At 73.3% G+C, this 18731-nt stretch carries 15 protein-coding genes; 8 read left to right on the forward strand and 7 right to left on the reverse strand.

Going from position 1 to position 18731, the window contains the following annotated elements:
- Window positions 1–105: 105 nt before the first annotated feature.
- On the reverse strand, window positions 106–1335 hold the full coding sequence (locus AB0B40_RS33900) for a glycosyltransferase (protein WP_345046584.1): 1230 nt from the start codon (window positions 1333–1335) through the stop codon (window positions 106–108).
- A gap of 209 nt (window positions 1336–1544) precedes the next feature.
- Here AB0B40_RS33900 and AB0B40_RS33905 point away from each other — a divergent pair, with 209 nt between their 5' ends.
- On the forward strand, window positions 1545–3929 hold the full coding sequence (locus AB0B40_RS33905) for an FUSC family protein (protein WP_345046582.1): 2385 nt from the start codon (window positions 1545–1547) through the stop codon (window positions 3927–3929).
- A 228-nt stretch (window positions 3930–4157) separates the two neighbouring features.
- Window positions 4158–4802, forward strand: coding sequence for a dihydrofolate reductase family protein (locus tag AB0B40_RS33910; protein WP_345046581.1), 645 nt, complete (start codon window positions 4158–4160; stop codon window positions 4800–4802).
- Window positions 4803–4876: 74 nt separating this feature from the next.
- Here AB0B40_RS33910 and AB0B40_RS33915 read toward each other — a convergent pair whose 3' ends face one another.
- Entirely contained in the window at window positions 4877–7489 is a 2613-nt protein-coding gene (locus AB0B40_RS33915) for a SpoIIE family protein phosphatase (protein WP_345046618.1), read from the reverse strand.
- A gap of 489 nt (window positions 7490–7978) precedes the next feature.
- Here AB0B40_RS33915 and AB0B40_RS33920 point away from each other — a divergent pair, with 489 nt between their 5' ends.
- On the forward strand, window positions 7979–9079 hold the full coding sequence (locus tag AB0B40_RS33920; protein ID WP_362267349.1) for a PP2C family protein-serine/threonine phosphatase: 1101 nt from the start codon (window positions 7979–7981) through the stop codon (window positions 9077–9079).
- A 70-nt stretch (window positions 9080–9149) separates the two neighbouring features.
- Here the strand turns inward: AB0B40_RS33920 and AB0B40_RS33925 are convergent, their stop codons facing one another.
- The 3 genes from AB0B40_RS33925 to AB0B40_RS33935 form a co-directional block, all read right to left on the reverse strand.
- The gene (locus AB0B40_RS33925) at window positions 9150–9998 is read right to left on the reverse strand and encodes a maleylpyruvate isomerase family mycothiol-dependent enzyme (RefSeq protein WP_345046579.1); all 849 of its coding nucleotides are present in this window, start codon (window positions 9996–9998) and stop codon (window positions 9150–9152) included.
- Between the two features lie 166 nt (window positions 9999–10164).
- On the reverse strand, window positions 10165–11457 hold the full coding sequence (locus AB0B40_RS33930) for a ThuA domain-containing protein (protein WP_345046617.1): 1293 nt from the start codon (window positions 11455–11457) through the stop codon (window positions 10165–10167).
- Between the two features lie 227 nt (window positions 11458–11684).
- Entirely contained in the window at window positions 11685–12806 is a 1122-nt protein-coding gene (locus AB0B40_RS33935) for a glutamate--cysteine ligase (RefSeq protein WP_345046577.1), read from the reverse strand.
- A 361-nt stretch (window positions 12807–13167) separates the two neighbouring features.
- Between AB0B40_RS33935 and AB0B40_RS33940 the strand changes: the two genes are divergently transcribed.
- Window positions 13168–13329 carry a hypothetical protein gene (locus AB0B40_RS33940; protein ID WP_345046576.1) on the forward strand — a complete coding sequence of 54 codons (162 nt, stop codon included), beginning with the start codon at window positions 13168–13170 and terminating at the stop codon, window positions 13327–13329.
- 223 nt (window positions 13330–13552) lie between these two features.
- Here the strand turns inward: AB0B40_RS33940 and AB0B40_RS33945 are convergent, their stop codons facing one another.
- Complete coding sequence (locus tag AB0B40_RS33945; RefSeq protein ID WP_362267351.1) at window positions 13553–14404, reverse strand: LysR substrate-binding domain-containing protein; 852 nt, start codon at window positions 14402–14404, stop codon at window positions 13553–13555.
- An 80-nt stretch (window positions 14405–14484) separates the two neighbouring features.
- On the opposite strand from AB0B40_RS33945, the gene AB0B40_RS33950 reads away from it, so the two are divergent.
- The 4 genes from AB0B40_RS33950 (at window position 14485) to AB0B40_RS33965 (ending at window position 17756) form a co-directional block, all read left to right on the forward strand.
- Window positions 14485–15024, forward strand: coding sequence for a cupin domain-containing protein (locus AB0B40_RS33950; RefSeq protein ID WP_362267353.1), 540 nt, complete (start codon window positions 14485–14487; stop codon window positions 15022–15024).
- 93 nt (window positions 15025–15117) lie between these two features.
- On the forward strand, window positions 15118–16062 hold the full coding sequence (locus tag AB0B40_RS33955; protein WP_362267355.1) for a LysR family transcriptional regulator: 945 nt from the start codon (window positions 15118–15120) through the stop codon (window positions 16060–16062).
- Between the two features lie 195 nt (window positions 16063–16257).
- On the forward strand, window positions 16258–17058 hold the full coding sequence (locus AB0B40_RS33960) for a GNAT family N-acetyltransferase (RefSeq protein ID WP_362267360.1): 801 nt from the start codon (window positions 16258–16260) through the stop codon (window positions 17056–17058).
- Between the two features lie 407 nt (window positions 17059–17465).
- Complete coding sequence (locus tag AB0B40_RS33965) at window positions 17466–17756, forward strand: DUF6355 family natural product biosynthesis protein (RefSeq protein WP_362267357.1); 291 nt, start codon at window positions 17466–17468, stop codon at window positions 17754–17756.
- Between the two features lie 117 nt (window positions 17757–17873).
- On the opposite strand, the gene AB0B40_RS33970 is transcribed toward AB0B40_RS33965, so the two are convergent.
- Window positions 17874–18491 (reverse strand): 2'-5' RNA ligase family protein, encoded by a 618-nt coding sequence (locus tag AB0B40_RS33970; protein ID WP_362267358.1) that lies wholly within the window; start codon window positions 18489–18491, stop codon window positions 17874–17876.
- Window positions 18492–18731: the final 240 nt, after the last annotated feature.

Genomic DNA, 18731 nt, shown 5'->3' on the forward strand with positions numbered 1-18731 from the left:
CGAGGGGGCCGCTTGCGGCGTCGCAGGTCTGGTGGTCCGGGCCCCGGCTCGGCGAGCCCGGGTGTGTTCCCGCGCGTCCGGGTCGGCCACGCGCAGATGAGGAGGTCACGCGGAGACGTACCGGCCTTCCCGGCCGATGGCGTCGAGCAGCAGCCGCGCCGCCACCGACGCCCCGTCGGTACGGACCCGGCCGGCCATGGCGGCCGCCCGCGCGCGGACGCCGGGGGAGAGGACCGTCCGAAGAGCGGCGGACAGGGAATCGTACGTCGGCGCGGGACCGTCGTGCGCCACGCCGATGCCCAGCTCGGCCACCCGGCCGGCCCAGTAGGGCTGGTCCGCCACCTGCGGCACCACCACCTGGGGCGCGCCCGCCCGGGCGGCCGTGGTGGTCGTACCCGCGCCGCCGTGGTGCACGACGGCGGCCACCCGGCCGAACAGCGCCTGCTGGTTGACCTCGCCGACGACGAAGCAGTCGGCCGGGTCGTCGGCCAGGGACAGATCCGCCCAGCCACGGGCCACGACCACGCGGCGGCCCTGCGCGCGGACCGCCTCGACGGCGACCTCGGCGACGTCCGGCGACGCGTGCATGGGCATGCTGCCGAAGCCGACGTACACCGGTGGCGCGCCGGCGTCGAGGAACGCCGTCAGGCCGGCCGGCAGGGGGCGCGTGTCGGGCAGGATCCACGCGCCCGTCTGTACGACGTCGAGGCCCGGCGTCTCGTGCCACGGGTCCAGGACCGGGTCCGTCGCGAGCCAGGGCCGGTCACCGATGACGTAGTCGCGGACGTGTTCCACGGGTGGCAGGCCCAGGGACGCCCGGTTCGTGTTGAGCGCCTCACCGAACAGCGCGTCGGTGCTCCGGGCGTCGAGGTCCCACAGCAGCCGGCTGTCGGTCACCTCCGGTGGGAGCGGCCGGCCCGGGTAGTTGAGCGGGCGGCGGTGCGGTGCCGGCAGGGTGAGCTGCTGAAAGGTCACGGACACGGAGCGTATGCCGAGCTTCTCCGCCACCGACAGCGCCCCCGCGGCGGCGGGCAGTGCGCCGGTCGCCACCAGCACGTCGCATCCCTCGGCCGCCGCGGTGACCGTCTCCAGCTGGCCGGCGATCAGCTCGGCCGCCCGCCGCGGCAGGGACGAGGGCGCAGGCGCCGCACTCGTCAGCGCGCGTGCCGACGGGCCGACCGGCAGCAGCGGTACACCGGCATCGGCCAGCCGCCGCGCGAAGTCCTCGTCCGGCGGCGCGCACACCCGTACCTCCGCGCCGCGTTCCCGCAACCGCGCCGCGAGCCCCGCCAGCGGTTCGACATCCCCGCGCGACCCATACGTCGACAACACCACACGCACTACGCAAAACCCCGATTCGGTCAGCTTTCCGGCCTCGGCCGACGATTCTGCGCCACGACGGGGGCCTTGCCGCAAGCCCCCCGGTGCGCTATAAGTTGAGAGTGGCAAGGAGTGGCTGGACCTCCTTGCCTTTGTTTTTTTGCCCCGCATCCGCCAAGGCCGTCGAACGTGCCGGATGCCCCGGGGTAGGTGATCCTGAGGAGATGCGGGGTGTTCCAGGTGCTCGGCTGCCGGCGGCCTACGCCGCCTCTGGCCGTCGTGCGCTGCGGGTGACACTCGTCGCGGCAGCCGGTTTCTACGCCTTCCGCTACGGCTTCGACCGCCCCGTGGCGGCGACCTACGCGCTGTTCACCCTGGTGGCGGTCGGCGGGCTGTCCAGGATCCCCGGTACCGGCCGGCAGCGTGCGGCGGTGGTGCTGCGTCTGCTGCCGGTGTGCTGGGTACTGGTGATCGCCGGCACCTATCTGTCGGCGCGGACCTGGAGCGCGGTCGTCGGCATGCTGGTCATCGGCTTCACACTGGCCTTCGCCGCCGTGGGCGGACCGCGCCCGGCCGGGGCGGCCCCGGGCCTGCAACTCCTCTACATCCTGCCGTCCTTCCCGCCGTACGATCCCGGCTCGCTCGGCGACCGGCTGATCGGTACGACCACGGGGGCCGTCCTGTTCGTCGTCGCCGAGGCGCTGCTCTTCCGCGAGCCCCGCCCACTGTCCTACCGGGAGCGGGCGGCCCGGGCGGCGCTGACCGCCGAGCACTGCGCCGCGGGACTCGCCACACCCCCGTACGCTCTGACGGCCCCGGACGTCCGGGCGGCCCGGGAGGCGGGCCAGAGCCTACGGCCGTTGAACGTGCCGGAGGCGGAGCGCCCGGCGGGACCCGGGTTGCACGACCGCGCCCTCGCCCACACCGGCCTGGCCACCCGCACCCTGCTCAGCAGACTGGCCGAGCTCACCGCCGAGCCGGTGCCGGTGGCGGCACAGGGCGTCACCGGCAACCCGGGGCAGGGCGCGACGGCCGGCGTGACGGCCCCACCGGGGCGGGAAGCGGCGCCCGGCGTGACGGTCCGGCCGGTGCCGGTGCCGGTGCCGGTGCCGGTGCCGGGGCCGGTGGCGGAGGCGGAGGCGGAGCAGGAGCTCTCCGTGTCTGCCGTGTCTGCCGTGTCCGCCGTACTGCACGCGGTAGCCGGACTGGCCGCGGCGACCGCGACCTGTCTGCGCACGGGAACGTCCCCCGCGGCACAGCGGAAGGCGCTGGCCGAGGCACGCGCGCACCTGTCCGCCGTGTCCGCGGGGCCCGCTGCTCCCCCCGGGGCTCACGCCGCCCCCGGGGCCGGTGCGACCGCGCCCGGATTCCCGCCCGTCGTCCTGCGCCGCCACGCGGCCGTGCTGGACATCGCCGACGCGGCGCTGGCCATGGGCGCGGCGGTCGACCTGGCGGTGCGAGGCCGGCACGCCTCGGAGGGGTTGCCGGCGGGCCGCTTCTGGTACGCCAGGAGCCGGGCGCCCGTCCTGTGGTGGCGCCGGATGTACGGCCACGCCGGGCGCAGGTCGGTGTTCTTCCAGAACGCGGTGCGGCTGGCCCTGGCCCTGACCGCGGTCCGGCTCGTGGCCGGGGTGGACACCCTGCCGCACGGATTCTGGGCCATGCTGGCGACCCTCACCCTGACCCGCACCACGCTGGGCGAGACCTGGAGCACCATCCGCCTGGCGCTCGCGGGCACGTTGGCCGGGGCGCTGCTGAGCGCCGGAATACTGGTCCTGGTGGGTTCCGACACCGCCGTCTACGCCGTCCTCCTGCCGGTCTGGATGCTGTTCACCTTCACCGCGGGACCGGTCAAGGGCATGGGCTGGGCGCAGGGACTGTTCACCGTGCTGGTGGCGCTGGTCTTCGCACAGCTGGCACAGCCGACCTGGCGCCTGGCGGAGGCCAGGATCCTCGACGTGCTCGTCGGCAGCGCCATCGGTGTCGTCTTCGGTGTGCTGGCCTGGCCCCGGGGCGCCCATGACGAGATGCACCACGCGGGCGCGGAACTCCTGCGCAGGTCGGCGGAGATCGTGGTGGCGACCAGTGCCGCCGTGGCGGCAGGCGCGGCGGCCGCCCGGCCGGGAGTGCCCGGTCGCCGGTCGCTGCAACGCGCCGTCTACCTCGCGGAATCCGCCTACGCGCAGCTGCAGAGCGAGCCCGCGCCCTTGGGCGGGCCGCGATCCGGGGCTGCGGCGCCGGCCGTGGTGGACTGGCAGGCGACGCTGATCGCCGGGCACCACACGCTGTGGGGCTCCGCTCGGCTGCTGGAGCCCCCGTGCACCGAGCTGGGTCCGGCGGCGGCCGAGTCGGCGGGCGCTCTGGGGGACCGGGTGGCGGGACGGATGCTGCTGGTCTCGGTGGCGCTGGACCCGGGGGAGGACACCCCGGCCACGCCGGTACCGCTGATCGAGCCGGCCCAGGTGAGCTTCGCCGCCGAGCCGCCCGGCGCTCCGCGGCGGTACTACGCGACCGCGGCGTGGCTGGACTCGCTCATGGCCGACCTGACCCGGATCGCGCACACCGACCCCGCCCCCGGGACCGGTGTGCCGGCCGCCGACGGGCGCTGACCGCCCGCTCAGCCGGCGGCGGCGCCGCACCACTCGGGCAGCCCGGCGGGCAGCCCCCCGCCGGCCGTCGCCGACCCAGCGCCACGTGGCCGTCCGGCCGCACAGCACCACGGGCGCGTCCCAGTTCCTCCCCTCGCTGACGCTGAAGCCGACGACATGGTCGGCCTGGGCGATGAGTTTTCCCGGCCGGCGGCGTCTTACCGTTGTCGGGTAACAAGGGAGGCGCACATGGCTCAGCTGCTCCGAGTCCACAACTTCAGCGTGTCGAGCGACGGCATCGCCGCCGGTGAGAACCAGAGTCTGGAGAGGCCGTTCGGCGACGCCGACCCACGGGAACTGTTCGCCTGGGCCGGCGCCACGGCGAGCTGGCCCAACCGCACGGAACCGGGGGGAAGCCGGGGCCTCGACGACTACTTCACGCGGGACTTCGCGCGCAACATCGGCGCCGAGATCATGGGCCGGAACAAGTTCGGGCCGCAGCGCGGACCCTGGCACGACCACGAATGGCGCGGCTGGTGGGGCGACGAGCCCCCGTTCCACACGCCGGTGTTCGTCATGACCCACCACGAGCGTCCTTCGTTCACGCTCTCCGACACCACGTTCCACTTCGTCGCCGGCGACCCGGCGGCGGTCCTCGCGCAGGCGCGGGAGGCGGCGCAGGGCAGGGACGTCCGGCTCGGCGGTGGGGTCACCACCATCCGGCAGTTCCTGGACGCCGACCTCGTGGACACCCTGCACGTGGCGGTGTCGCCGGTGAAACTCGGGTCCGGACTACGGCTCTGGGAGTCCCCCGACGAACTGCTCGACCGGTTCCACCTCGACGTCGTGCCGAGCCCGAGCGGCGTGACGCACCATCTGTTCTGGCGCAGGTGACGACGTCCGGACGGGAGTCGGCTCCCCGGCGAGGAGGGCCGGCCCGGTGTGCCGAGGCGTCACCAGCGGGCCGATCAGAGGCCCATGACGTCGAACAGGGCCGTCGGGTCCGGTTCCGCGCTGCGGTCCAGCCGCTGCTCGGCCCAGATGACCTTGCCCCGTGCCGCGTAGCGCGTCCCCCACATGTCGGCGAACTGGGAGACGAGGAACAGGCCGCGGCCCCCTTCGTCCGTGGTGGCCGCCTGCCGCAGCCGGGGCGACGTGTTGCTGCCGTCCGACACCTCGCAGACCAGGGTGCGGCCCAGCAGCAACCTGACGCGCACGGGCGGAGCGCCGTAGCGGATCGCGTTGGTGAGGAGTTCGCTGAGGATCAGCTCCGTGGCGAACGACACCTCCTCCAGCCCCCATTCGGCGAGCCGCCGGCTCACCTCGCTGCGGACCCGGGGCACGGCCGTCGCGTCGGAGGGCACGTCCCACGCCGCGACGCACGTGGAGTCGAGCAGCCGGGTCCGGGCGACCAGCAGCGCCACGTCGTCACTGGGGTGGTCGGGCAGCATCGTCTCCACGAGGGCACGGCAGGTCTCCTCCGCCGTCCGGTCCGCGTGCGCGATGGTCGAGGAGAGCAGTTCGAGGCCCTCGTCGACGTCCCGTCCGCGGTTCTCGATCAGACCGTCGGTGAACAGCACGAGCCGGCTGCCCGGGGGCAGCTCCAGCTCGCCGGCCTCGAAGGGATGCCCGCCGACCCCCAGGGGCGGCGAAAGGGGCAGGTCGGGGAAGACCACCCGGCCCTCGGGGTCCACCACGGCGGGTCCCAGGTGCCCTGCGCGGGAGAGGGTGCAGCGGCCGTCGACCGGATCGTAGACGGCGTAGAGGCAGGTGGCACCGGTCAGCGGTTCCCGGTCGTCATCGGCGCTCGCGGTCTGCGAGTCCAGGCGGGTCACCATCTCGTCCAGATGCCCGAGCAGCTCGTCCGGAGCCAGGTCCAGCGAGGAGAAGTTGAGCACGGCCGTGCGCAGCCGTCCCATGGTCACCGCCGCCTGCATACCGTGCCCCACGATGTCCCCGACGACGAGTGCCACCCGGAACCCGGGCAGGGGGATCACGTCGAACCAGTCGCCGCCCACCCCGGACCGCGCCGGCAGATAGCGGGAGGAGATCTCCAGCACATCCTGTTCCGGCAGGCCCAGCGGCAGCAGACTGCGCTGCAGGGTCACGGCCATCGCGTGCTCGCGGGAGTACCGGCGGGCGTTGTCGATCGCGACGGCGGCCCGGGCCACCAGCTCCTCGGCCACGGCGACGTCCTCCTCCTCGAACCGGGGGGAGCCCGCACCACGCCAGAAGCTGACCATGCCGAGGACCACCGCCCGGGCCTGGAGCGGCACCGAGATCATCGAGTGGATGCCGTAGTCCAGTGCCCGCTGCGCCCCTTCGGGGTCCTGGGCCCGCCAGTCGTGGGCGGTGTGCAGGTCGGGCACCAGGACCGCCTTGCCGCGGCGCAGGGCCGCCACCATCGGGGTGTCGGCCATCACGAAGCGGATCAGGTCGCCCACCGGCTGCAAGGGGTGCCCGGACCGCACGGCGCGCACCGCGGTACGCCGCATCTCGTGCACCGCACTCGTGGGCTCCTCGCCGCGCAGCACGGCGTCCAGGAGTTCCACGGTGACGAAGTCGGCCATGCGGGGCACCGCCACCTCGGCCAGCTCCTCGGCCGTACGCCGTACGTCGAGCGTGGTGCCGATCCGCATGCCCGCCTCGTACAGGAACGACAGCCGGCCGCGCGCCAGCTCGGCCTGCCCGGACAGGGCCCTCAGCTCGGTGGTGTCACGGAAGGTGGCGACCAGCCCCAGAGCACCACCGTACGGGGCGATGGGCCGGACGTTCACCGCCAGCAGCCGGTCCCCGGCCGGCCTGACCTCGTCCGACACGGCCTCGCCCGCCAGCAGCAGCCGCGTCAGCCCGGGCCCCAGCCCGAGATCCCGCACGTGCCGCCGGTCGGCGTCGGCGGGAAGGTCCAGCAGCCTGCGCGCCTCGTCGTTGGCGAGCAGTACGTGCCCGTCACCGCCGAGGATCAGCACGCCCTCGCGCACCGCGTGCAGCACGGCGTCGTGGTGCTCGTACATCCGCGTCATCTCGGCCGGCCCCAGTCCGTGGGTCTGCCGCAGCAGCCGGCGGCTGACCAGGGCCGCGCCGCCCGTCGCCAGGACGAGCGCCACCGCCGCCGCACCGAACAGCAGCGGCAGCTGCCGGTTCAGCACCTCTCCCACGTTGGCGTACTCGATCCCGGCGGTGACCATGCCGATGACGCGCCGGCTCGCATCGGTCACGGGGACGACCGCGCGCACGGCGTCGGTCGGCCGGCCGTGGAACGTCTCGGTGAACGTCTCCCCGCCTGCGGCCCGGCCGACGCCCTGGGCCTTCGTGCCGATCATCGCGGGCGTGGGGTCGGTGAGCCGCACCCCGTGCGCGTCCAGAACGCTGACGAAGTCGACGCCGGCACCTTTCCTCACCTGCTCCGCCTGCGGCTGCAGCGCCGCCGTCGGATCCGGCTCGCGCAGCGCGCGTGCCGTACCGGGGGCATGGGCGAACGCCTCGGCCGCGGCCAGTGAACGGTCCCTGGCGCTGCGCTCCGCGTCGTACCGCCCCTGCACCACGAGGGCCGCGGCGCCCACCGCGACCAGCAGCAGCATGATCAGCGCCTGGAACAGGAAGACCTGTGCGGCGAGCGTGCGGACGCTCAGGGACGACGAGAGGCGGCGTCCGCGCGGTGGCCGGGGCCGTCGGCTGTGGGACGGCTCGGACGACCACCGTGTGCCGGGCGGCGGCGCCGCTCTCGCCCGGGGCCGGCGGGAACGTCCGCTCATCTCCCTTTTCTAGCACTGGAACTCCGTGACCGGCGACCGGTATGCCCGCTGATGGCGGCATTGCGCCCGCAGGGTGGTTCGGCGGGGGGACCGCTCAGCACCGCCGTGCGTGGCGGTGCCCTCGGGCGGAACATGCCGTTGCATGGAGCAATCACCGGCGTGCCGCGGGCCCCCACGCCAGGCTGGAAGTCTTGTCGAGTTCCCCTGACAGGAGTCCGTGTGCGAAGACCACGTATGCCGAAACCCGGCCATACCGGTCGGGAACCGGAGAGCGGTGCCGGTGCGCGGACGCGGTTGCCGGCGCCTCCCGCGTGGATGCGGTGGCTGCCGGTCCTGTACGTGGTGGCCGTGCTGCTGCTGGAGCCCGTGACCCCGGTGCAGTGGCCGGTGAGCTTCGTACTGATCGCCCTGCCCCTGGTGGCCGCGTTCGCCCACGGGCCCGTCGCCGTCGCCGGTGCCACCGGGTTCGCGATCCTCCTGGAAGGAGTCCTGGCCGGAACTCCGTGCTGTGCCGGCCGGCCCGTCGGCTACCTGTGGGAACGCCACTACGTGGCCGCCTACATCTGCACCGCTCTGGTGGGCGTCCTCGGTACCGTCCTGGCCGCGCACCGCACCCACCGGGAGCACACGCTGGCCGACGTGCGCTTCGTGGCCGACATCGCCCAGCGGGTCCTGCTCAGACCGGTACCCCAGCGCATCGGCGATCTCCTCCTGGACAGCCTCTACCTGTCCGCCGCCGCCGAGGCGCGCATCGGCGGCGACCTCTACGAGGCCGTCCCCACCCCCTACGGAGTCCGGCTGCTCATCGGTGACGTCCGTGGCAAGGGCCTGCTCGCGGTGGAGACCGCCGCGGCCCTGCTCGGCGCGTTCCGCGAGGCGGCGCACGACGAAGCCGCCCTTCCCGCCCTGGTCGACCGCGTGGAGACGAGCATGACCCGCAGGGCGACGCAACTGGGCGGATACGAGGTGGGCGAACGGTTCGTGACCGCCGTCTTCGTGGAGATCCCCGCCGAGGCCCCGCTGATCCGCGTCGTCAACTGCGGTCATCCGCCCCTGATCCTCATCCGCTCGGGCGAGGTGCGGGAACTGGACAGCGGCCGTTCCGCTCCGCCGCTGAACCTCGGCGTACTGGTCGGGGAGCCGTACCACGTCGAGACCTACGCCTTCCGTCCCGGTGACCAGCTCCTGCTGTACACGGACGGCATCACGGAGACCCGCGACCCGGACGGCCGTTTCTACCCGCTGCTCCAGCGCCTGCGCTCCTGGCGGTCCCTCCCGCCCCGGGAGCTCCTGGAACGGCTCCACCACGACCTGCTGGACTACAGCGGCAACCGCCTGCAGGACGACATCGCGGCGCTCGCCGTCCGCCGCTCCGCCGAGGAACGGCCCCTGCCGCCCTCGTCACCGGCCGGATGATCCCGGACCTGGAGCGCCGCGGGACGCGTCGACGCCGGACCCGGAGCGCCGTGGAGCGCGTCCCGGCGTGTCAGAAGGCCGTGTGGCTGAACCAGCGGTCGAGGACCGCGACCTCTCCCGAGACGTCGAAGACGGGCTCCTGGTACGACCGCCGCCCGTAGAGCAGCAGCAGAAGATCGGCCGCCCGTCCGTGCACCGTCACCGAGTCCGGCCGGGACGCGGCGTCGCCGCCGGTGTGCGGCAGCAGCCGGAAACCGTCCCGGTCCAGCCGCACCCGCCACTCCTCGCCGGCCTTGCCGGTCTCTTCGCCGGAGTCCGCGGACCGGAACGCGATCGTCTCGCCGTCCCCGTGCAGCTCGGTCACCCCCGGGGCGAACAGCCCGGCGTGGGGGAGGTTGGCGAGGAACTCGTCCACCCCGTCCGCCGCGAGCACGGGGTCGACGTCCGTCTCCCGGCCGACGGCGCGCTCCGCGTCCACCCGGTGCACCAGCGTCTCGAAGAGCATCCGGCGGGCCCAGAACCGCGCGTGCTGGTCCTCGCCCCAGGCCCACATCGCCGCATGGGGGTCCGTGGCCCGCAGCACGGCCGACACCTCGGGTACCCCGGCCGCCACCCAGTCGGCGTAGTCCCGCACATCGCCGGGCAGACCCAGGTCCACCTCGCGGCTGCGCGGCGGTTCCTGCACGCGCCGGGACAGCAGCGCGCAGAACCAGCGCTGCAGCGCTCCCACGTGCTGGGTGAGGTCGGCGAGCGTCCAGCCGGGGCAGCAGGGCACGGTACCCGCCGGATCGGCACCGCTCACCGTCTCGGCGAAGCGGCGGGTCTCCCGCTCGATCGCCTCACGGTAGGTGTCGTACGGCAGGGGATGCCCCGCACCGGTCGTCGTCGCCATCTGCTGCCGCCCGTCTGTCCTCGTCACGGATTCCGTCGGGCTCAGTGTGGCGGCTGGAGTCCGCTCGAAGCCAAATCGGGGTGTCGTGTCCGCGGCTCAGGGGCTCCCGGGCGGACACGGCACCGGTCGGTCGTCGGTTGCCGATTGTCGGTTGTCGGCTGTCGTTTGTCGGCTTTCGGTTGCCGGGCAGGTGTCAGGGCTGCGCCGTCAGCTGGAAGCTCTGGGCGGCGGAGCCGTCACAGGTCCGCTGGGTGAGCTGGACGCTGTCGGTGGCGGCGCCGGGCGCGGTCAGGCATCTTCCGCTGTGCCGGGCGCTGAAGTGGTACTGCCCGTCCGCCTCCCGTACCGGCAGCCACTGCTGGTTGGTGCCCCCGGCGTAGGACCACAGTTGCAGGGGTGCGTTGTCGGCCGTGGAGCGGTCGGCCACGTCGATGACCTGCTGCGGATTGCCGCGGTTGGTGATGCGCAGGTAACCGCTGTCCGTGGCCCGGAACTGGAACTGCTGGGCCGTGGTGGAGTTGCAGCCGTACTGCTGGATGACGGTCCCGTTGGCCGTGCCGGCCGCGCGGGCGTCGACGCACGCTCCGTTCCCCTTGTTGCGCAGGGTGTACCAGGAGGTCTCGGAGATGCCGTCCGAGGGCGGCTGGGAGGAGGACTCTCCGCCGAGCCACTTCAGTCCGTCCAGGACGAACCGGTTCTGCGTCGCGCTGGCGAAAGTGGAGGACAGCGCGGTGTTGGTGTCGTAGTTCATCGCGTTGTGGCCGAAGTTCGCGTACAGCATCCGGTACTTGGTGTTCGTCCACAGGATCGGGTAGTAGCCGCTGTACCAGGTCTGGGCGGGATCGGTGCCCAGCGGGAAGCTGCTGGGATCGACGGAGGCCAGGATCTTGATGTCGGGGTTCTGGCGCAGGTCGTTGGACCAGCTGTACCACTCACTGACGGACGAGGTGAAGGTGGCGGGCAGGTTCCGTGTCGCCGGGTGGGTACGGTCCTCCACGCGCAGCACGGCCGTGGTCGGCCCCCAGGTGTTCGACCGGAAGTTCCCGCTGCCCAGGAACTGGTAGTGGTACCACGGCCAGCTCTGCGCGTCGGTGGTGAAGGCCGATACGTGGAAGCCCATCCACGCGCCGCCGTTGCGCATGTACTGCTCGAAGCCCGCCCGCTGGGCGGCCGACTGCGGCAGATCGTCGAGGAAGAGCACCACCTGGTAGGCGCCCACGCCGCCGTTGGCGAGGAGGTCCCAGTCGTTGCTGGCGGTGTAGGTGAAGCCGTTGGCGGCCGCCTGCTGGGGGAACCAGGCGTTGGCTTCGTGGACGAAGCTGATGTGGGCGGCGTCCCAGGTGCCGTTGTACAGCGCCAGCACCTTGAACGGCTGTGCGGTGGGCGCGGCCTGGGCGGGTGGCTGTGCCGCCAGGCTCACCAGCGCTGCCAGGAGGAAGGCCAGCCACAGGCGGACGCGGGCCGCACCCGATCTCACCTGTGGCAATCTCACCTGTTGCATCCGATGTTCCCTTCTTGACCGGCCCGGGGAGGGCCGGGTGGGGGGAGAGGAGGGGCCGGACATGAACGAAGACGTTCACGTACATGGCTGCGAGGCGTATGTGTAGAAGCCGCTGGCCCGTGAACTTAAAGGTCTGGACCAGAGTCGTCAAGAGGTGACGTCAACGAACGCCCTTGGCCCCCGGATGCGTTAAGCCTTGAAGTGCCGTGGGTTCACGCAGGTTCGACGGCGAGTGCGTCGACCACGGCCCGCAGGCATCCTCCGTGCTGTTCCGCGACCCGCCGTTGCCGGGAGGAGCCGCTGCCCCGGTGCTGGACATCGCTGAGCCAGTCGCCCACACAGCGGTCGTCGCCGTAACCGCTGAGCTGCGGCTCGACCCGCTTCCACAGCTCCTCGACCAGCCGGCCGACGGCCGTGGGGGCGCAGTCGGGGGTATGGGTGGCGGGCAGGGTGCCGGACGTCCCGTGCCGGGCGGCCTGCCAGCACGCCGCCCGCAGCAGCGGATCGGGAATGTCGGGCGCGGGCTCGCCGGCACGCACCGCGTCCACGGCGCCGCTGACGAGGGCCCGGACGAGGAGCGCGTAGGCGGTGGTGGTCGCGGCGTCGGGCAGCACGTCGGCGACCCGCACCTCGATGGTGGGCAGGTGCGGTGAGGGCCGGACGTGCCAGTAGGTCATGGCCGGGTCCATCAGCGCTCCGGTCGCCACGAGTTGGGCGACGATCCGCTCGTAGTGGGCCACCCCCCGCAGATAGGGCGGGGGTCCCGCCGAGGGCCACCGGTTCCAGACCATGGAGCGCCAGCTCGCGTATCCGGTGTCCGACCCGTCGCTGAAGGGGGAGTTGCCGGTGACCGCCAGCAGCAACGGCATCCAGCCCCGCAGATGGTTGACCGCCTGTACGGCTTCCTCCCGATCGGCCACGCCGACGTGCACGTGACAGGCGTTCACCCCCTGGTCCTGGATCAGCGGTCCGAAGCGGCGTGCGAAGGCGAGGTAGCGCGGCTTGTCCACGACGGGCGGCGGTCCCGGCCTGCCGAGGACCGGGGTGCCGGTGGGCACCAGCAGACAGTCGTACTCGGCCGCGGCCGTGGCCGCGCCTCTTCGTAACCGTACGATCTCCGCCTCCAGTTCGGCGGCGGTACGGCACACCGCGCTGACGGTCTCCAGCTGGGCCTGCGAGACCTCGGCGGTGACATGGGACGCGCCGAGGTGTCCGCCGGCGGCACGGACCACGGAAGGGGCCCGGAACACGGCCGCCCTGGTGTGCCGTTCGGCCAGGACGAACTCCTCCTCCACTCCGACCGTCGGCGGTGCGTTCACCTCAGCCGGGCTCATGGGCGTACGGGCGGCGGCAGGGGTCACGGCATCAAGCGGCTCTGGCACGTCCAGCCCTTTCGGAAGACACGGGACACCGGCATCCACGTGCCGCGGGCACTGTGCGGCCCGCGATCACTACTGTCGAACTCGGGGGCATGGGCCACTCCCTGTCGAACAGCGGGTGGGAGAATGCTCGTCCCACACCGCGGGCCCTGCAAGCGGGTACCCAGTCACCATCGGCGCGCGCCGGCCGCCGGTGACCCCTTCGCCGGTCCCGCGAGCCCCGGCCCGGATACGCACAGGCGCAGGTCCGGCCCCCATGGCGGACGGCGGGTGGGACGGGACGGGCCGACGGTGCTCCCGGAGCGAGGTGCTCGCCATGGCCGAAAGTCGGACGGGAACCGGAGCGGTGCCCGGGGACGTGCCCTCGCGCTCCGTGTCGGGGGACACCTCCCGTGCGGCGGCCGCGGCGATCGCGGTGAGTTACCGGCACCGGGTCGGGAACGCCTCCCACCGCTCGGAGTCGGGCATCCGCCGGTAGGGAGCCCTCGCTCGAAGCCCCGGTCCCCACCGGCTCATGCGCCATGCGTGACCGGGCCGCTGACCGGCCGGACCCAGCGGGCGTCCGACCGTGTTCCGGCCGGCCGGGGAGGTGGCGCGCGACAGCCGTCCGGCGCAGTGAGACCCCTCGGTCGCGACCTCCACGGTCATGGATACCGGACGCCGAACCGGCGACGGCCCCGCCCGGACGGGCACACCGCTCGTCAGACCCGGTAGGCGGCGCTGGCGATCCGGACGAACGAGCGGACCAACGGGTTCGCGTCGCCCTCGTTCCACGCGACCACCATGCGGCTGTGCGGCATGTCGGTCAGCGGCACCACGGTGAGCCCCTCGCCCGGCTCGTGGCCGAGGAGCGTGATGCCGACCGTGCCGTTCCACAGCACGGCCTGACGGCACTCCTGGACGGCGCGCACCACCGGTCCCTCGCGGGGCTCCCCGCCGTGCCAGTACGACTGCCAGAGGGGATCGGTGCCCTCCGGGAACCGGAACCAGCGGCGGTCGGCCAGGTCGGCCACCCTCAGACCGCCGCCGCGGGCCAGCGGATCGGCTGCCCGCAGCAGCGCGCCCACCGGGTCGGCCCGCAGCCCGCGCACCGTCAGGCCCGACTCGTCGAACGGCCCGCGCGTCAGGGCGACATCGACCTGGCCCGCGCGCAGCCCGCAGGTGGGATCGCTCAGCTCGGCCTCCCGGACGCGGACTTCGACACCCGGGTGCTGGCGGCGGTAGGCGGCGGCCAGCCGGCGTATGCCGGGATCGGTGCTGTCACCCAGGATGCCGACGGTGAGGGTCGCGGCGCCGGCCGCCGTGGCCACGCGTACACGTGCCCGCTCGGCGTGGTCCAGCAGAGCGCGCGCTTCGTCGAGCAGCACCAGTCCCACCGGGGTGAGGGCGACACCGGCGGAGGACCGGTCCAGCAGCGCGGCGCCCACCTCGGTCTCCAGCCGCTTGATCGCCCGGCTCAGCGGCGGCTGGCTCATGTGGAGCCGGGCAGCGGCCCGGCCGAAGTGGAGTTCCTCGGCGACCGCCACGAAATAGCGCAGCGTGCGTAGCTCCATCCTGCGACGATACCCGCGCGGTATCGAAGCGGCGGAACGGGTCTTGGACAGCGCCCCGCCTCCGGCCGTGCAATCGAGGTATGACCGACGAACCGAGCACCGACGACACGGCCCCCGACGACACGGCCCCCGACGACACGGCCCCCGACGACACGGCCACGGCCCCCGCCGTCTCGGTGGTGGGCCCGGGCGAGGGCGAGACGATTCTCCTGGGGACCACGCGCATGCGCGTCCTCGAAGACGGCAGCCACACCGGGCACCGCCTGGGGATCACCGAGTCCGTGCTCGCCCCGCACACGGCCGGACCGCCGCAGCACCGCCACGCACGGCACGACGAGGGCTTCTACATCATCTCCGGCACCGTGCGGTTCACCGTCGGCGACGAGGACCACGACGCGACCGCGGGCACGCTCGTGATGGTCCCGCCCGGAGTCCCGCACACCTTCGCCAACCTCGCGGACCAGCCGGCCGTCATGCTCAGCACGTTCACGCCCGACCTGTACGTGCAGTACTTCCGGGACCTGCGGGACACGATGGCCGACGGCCGGGTGCTGACCCCGCAGGCCAACGTCCGGGTGATGAGCCGCTACGCCACCGAACCCGCCGTCGACCACGCCTGAGCAGAGACAGCCGGCGCGAGGACCCCGGCCACCGCACGGGCGCTCCCGCATGCGCTCAACGGGAAGCGCACCCACGTAGTATGCGTGCCCGTCATGGACTTCACCGATGTGTCGCTGACCGCGCTCCGGGTCTTCCGGGCCGTGGCCGAGCAAGGGACCTTCACCGCCGCGGCGGCGTCACTGGGCTACACCCAGTCGGCGGTGTCCCGGCAGATCGCCGCGATCGAGCGCGCGGCGGGCGCGGAACTGCTGGAACGACGACGGGAGGGGGTGCGGCTCACCCCGGCGGGCCGCATCGTCATGCGCCGCGCGACGGTCGTGCTCGACGAGATCGACGCGACGGCGAGGGAACTGTCGGGCCTGCCCGGGCAGGCCGGGACGGTCCGGCTGGGCTGGTTCCCCAGCGCCGGCGCCGTCCTGGTGCCCCGGGCGCTGGCGGCGCTGCGCCGTACGGACCCCGGACTGCACGTCGTCGGCCGCGAGGGCGGCACCCCGGCACTGGCACGGGCCCTGCGCGCCGGCAGCCTGGACCTGGCCCTGCTCGCCTCGGCCCCTCCGTTCCGGCCACCGGACACCGAGTCGCCCCCGCTCAGGCTGCAGACGCTCACCGAACGCGCGCTGCACGTGGCGGTGCCCGCCGCCCATGCACTGGCGCGCGCCGACTTCGTCGACGTCGCCGACCTGCGGGGGCAGCGCTGGATCGCCGGTTCCTCCTCGGGAGAGGACCACGTGATGGGCGTGTGGCCCGGCCTGGACGAGCGGCCGGAGATCGCGCACACCGCCCGCGACTGGCTGGCCAAGCTCCAGCTCGTGGCCGCCGGCTGCGGGCTGACCACCGTGCCGGCCGGATTCACGGCGGTGGCGCCACCGGGGGTGCGCGTGATCCCGGTGCGGGGCGGCCCCCAGGAGCAGCGGCGCCTGCTCCTGGCCCGCCTTCCGCACCCACCCACCGAGGCGGTCACCCGTCTGACGGCCGTCCTCCGCGCCGCCGCCCTGGACACCGGCGAACCTGCTCCGACACCGCCTCCCCGCCCGTGAACAGGCCGATGCCGCGCACGCGGACCGACCGCACGCGGACCGACCACGCATGGGCCGACCGCACGCGGACCGTCCGCCCCCCGGCGGCGGCCTGATGCTTGATCGATGTCACGGCCGGGCAGGACTGAACGAGGGGCGCGGAGCAGTGGCGTACGACGGTTCGGGCCACGGCGACATCACCACCCGGGGGGCATGATGGCGGATCGCGGGGAGTCGATCGAATCGATGGAGCAGCTCGCCGTGGTCTGGCGGGCCATGGTGCTCGACCGCGACACGGACGCCGACGTGCGGGACCTGCCGGGCATCGCCGTCCGCTGGGCGGATTGCCGCTTCGCGTTCTGGAACTGTCTCACGCTGACCGACGTGGACGCGGACACGGCGCTTGTCGAGCAACGCCTCGGCCAGGCCGCGGACATCATGCGCGCCAAGAAACACCCCGGCTTCCTCTGGCTCTTCGAGGACCTCCTCGCCGACGAGGCCCGCCCCCGGGTCCGGGCGGCGGCCGAGCGGGCCGGCCTCGCCTACGCCTTTCCCGGTACCGGTATGGCCGGAGACCTCCTGCCCGTACCCGAATCGTCCCACCCGGACCTGACCTTCGTCCGCGTGACCACCGACGAGCAGCTTCGGGCGTACGCGGACCTGAACTCGCGCGCCTACGGCTTCCCCCTGGAGGACGGCCGCGACGGACTCCTCGGGTCCGCGCTCTGGAAGAACCAGGTGCATGCCTACCTGGGTGTGCGGGACGGCGCTGCGGTGACGTGCGCCGCCACGGTGGAGGCGGAAGGCCGGCTCTTCGTCGTGCTCGTCGCCACAGCGCCGGAGTGGGAGCGCAGGGGCTACGGCGAGGCGGTGACGCGAAAGGCCCTGTACGAGGGTGCCAAGGCCACCGGCCTGACCCGCGCCACCCTCCACGCGACCGAGGCGGGTGCGCCGGTGTATCCCCGTATCGGCTTCAGGCCGAACTCGCCGATACACTTCTACGCCCTGAAGGAGTGACCGCTCGGCCCGTGTCGCGGGGGGTCCGCCAGGTCTTCCACCTGATGGCCGATCCCGAGGAACACGAGCCGTGCCTGGCCCAGTACTACTGACCCGCGCCGTGTTCCGGCATGGCGCACATGCGTCGAGCCGGTGCCGGCAGACGATCCTCTTGCCGGCACCCGCCCTCTTACGGCCGGCTGTCCACTTCGAGACGACGGCGATGTGGTCCGGCCCTACCTCAGTTGCGCGCCCGCGTCCAGGCCGGTGATCCCTTCGGCCCAGCGAGGAAATGATTCCGCGGGTGAAATCGGCGGACACGCGGCGGCCGGAGGCCCGGGAGCACCGATCATGGGCGCGTGCCCAGGCGAACGGCCCCGCCGCTCCCCGCCGGCACCGTTCCTTCCCCACGTCACGAGGAGTTCGCTGTGCATGTTCGTCGTCTGCTGACCAGCGCCTTCGGTTCCGTATCCCTCGCGTTCGCCCTCCTCGGCGCCGGTACCGCCACCGCGACCCCGGCGACCGCCGACCCGTGCGGTTTCTACGAGACCGGCTCGGACGCCTACTACAACCACTGCACCTCCGACGGCTCCCACGTGGTGATCAAAGTCCAGGTCGCCCGGGCGCCCGACTACGAGCGTTGTGTGGGCCCGGGCAGGACCTGGCTGGGCTCCGCCGCCGCCATCCAGGGCGCCTACTACGTGGGCCGCACCTGCTGACACGCGGAACGTGAGCGGCGCCGTCGACGAGCACGTCGGCCACCCAAGCCCTCTTGTGACCGAGCAGCCGTGTCGCTGCCGGAGGCAAGCCGGCGACCGTCACCAGGTGAGAGGCCATCACGCCGGGACCGCCCCGGGCCAGTCCGGCGGCCGGCGGAGCTCGCCCGTGCCCAGGCCGATCACCGCCCGGGGCCGCATGGGACCCTCACCGCGCCGGGAGAGTACGACCACCTCCTCGACCACCGCCGACAGCGAACCGAGCCGGACGGCGCACTCGGCGGCCAGGCGGCCGGGGTCCCGGGTACGGCCGAGGGACAGGTGCGGGGTGAAACGCCCGCCACGCCCACGGCAGAGGGGGAACCGCGGTTCCAGCTCCCGGTACAGGCGCTCCCACGGCGCGCGGCCCGCCGCGGCGGGATCGAGCCACACCGTGGCGTAGTGCCGGTGCCGGAAGCAGCGCACGCCCGCCAGGCGCGCCGCGAACGCCGTACTCCGGGCCGCGCCGTCGCACAGCAACGGTACGGCCCGTGAGAACTCCTCCTCCGGCACGAATCCGAACAGCAGATTCACGTGCGGCGGCCATCGCCGTACCTGGGGATCGTGCTCCCAGCGGATGTCCTGGATCGCGGGCCAGAGTTCCGCTGGCGGCAGCCACGCCACCGCGGTGCGGGCCGTGGGCGCCACGGCGAGCGCGTCCGCCGGTCCGGCCCCGCCGGATACCGGGTTTCCGTCCACCGGACCATGGTCCCAGAAGCGTCCACGCTCCGGCCACGGCTGCTCCGGCAGGCCGGGTGACGTACGGCCGCCCCGCGGCCTGTCGGGCGAGCCCCCGCGTCACCGGACCACGCACGGTGGTGCCGGTGTCGCGGGGGCTCAGGACCAGCGCGTCCCGCTCACGCGGAGGTCGTGCCGGTACTCCTCTAGGGCCTGTTGCGAAAGTGCTGGTCACAGCCACTCGTTGAGGACTGCGACCAG

The organism is Streptomyces sp. NPDC042638 (genome assembly GCF_040647235.1).
GTDB lineage: Bacteria > Actinomycetota > Actinomycetes > Streptomycetales > Streptomycetaceae > Streptomyces > Streptomyces rameus.

What these genes read in the sequence shown, in the direction of transcription:
- AB0B40_RS33960 (WP_362267360.1), top strand. Translation starts at nt 16,258, where the DNA reads ATGGCGGATCGCGGGGAGTCGATCGAATCGATGGAGCAGCTCGCCGTG.
- AB0B40_RS33935 (WP_345046577.1), bottom strand. Translation starts at nt 12,806, where the DNA reads ATGAGCCCGGCTGAGGTGAACGCACCGCCGACGGTCGGAGTGGAGGAG.
- AB0B40_RS33955 (WP_362267355.1), top strand. Translation starts at nt 15,118, where the DNA reads ATGGACTTCACCGATGTGTCGCTGACCGCGCTCCGGGTCTTCCGGGCC.
- AB0B40_RS33915 (WP_345046618.1), bottom strand. Translation starts at nt 7,489, where the DNA reads ATGCTGCTGCTGGTCGCGGTGGGCGCCGCGGCCCTCGTGGTGCAGGGG.
- AB0B40_RS33945 (WP_362267351.1), bottom strand. Translation starts at nt 14,404, where the DNA reads ATGGAGCTACGCACGCTGCGCTATTTCGTGGCGGTCGCCGAGGAACTC.
- AB0B40_RS33910 (WP_345046581.1), top strand. Translation starts at nt 4,158, where the DNA reads ATGGCTCAGCTGCTCCGAGTCCACAACTTCAGCGTGTCGAGCGACGGC.
- AB0B40_RS33940 (WP_345046576.1), top strand. Translation starts at nt 13,168, where the DNA reads ATGGCCGAAAGTCGGACGGGAACCGGAGCGGTGCCCGGGGACGTGCCC.
- AB0B40_RS33905 (WP_345046582.1), top strand. Translation starts at nt 1,545, where the DNA reads ATGCGGGGTGTTCCAGGTGCTCGGCTGCCGGCGGCCTACGCCGCCTCT.
- AB0B40_RS33920 (WP_362267349.1), top strand. Translation starts at nt 7,979, where the DNA reads ATGCGGTGGCTGCCGGTCCTGTACGTGGTGGCCGTGCTGCTGCTGGAG.
- AB0B40_RS33950 (WP_362267353.1), top strand. Translation starts at nt 14,485, where the DNA reads ATGACCGACGAACCGAGCACCGACGACACGGCCCCCGACGACACGGCC.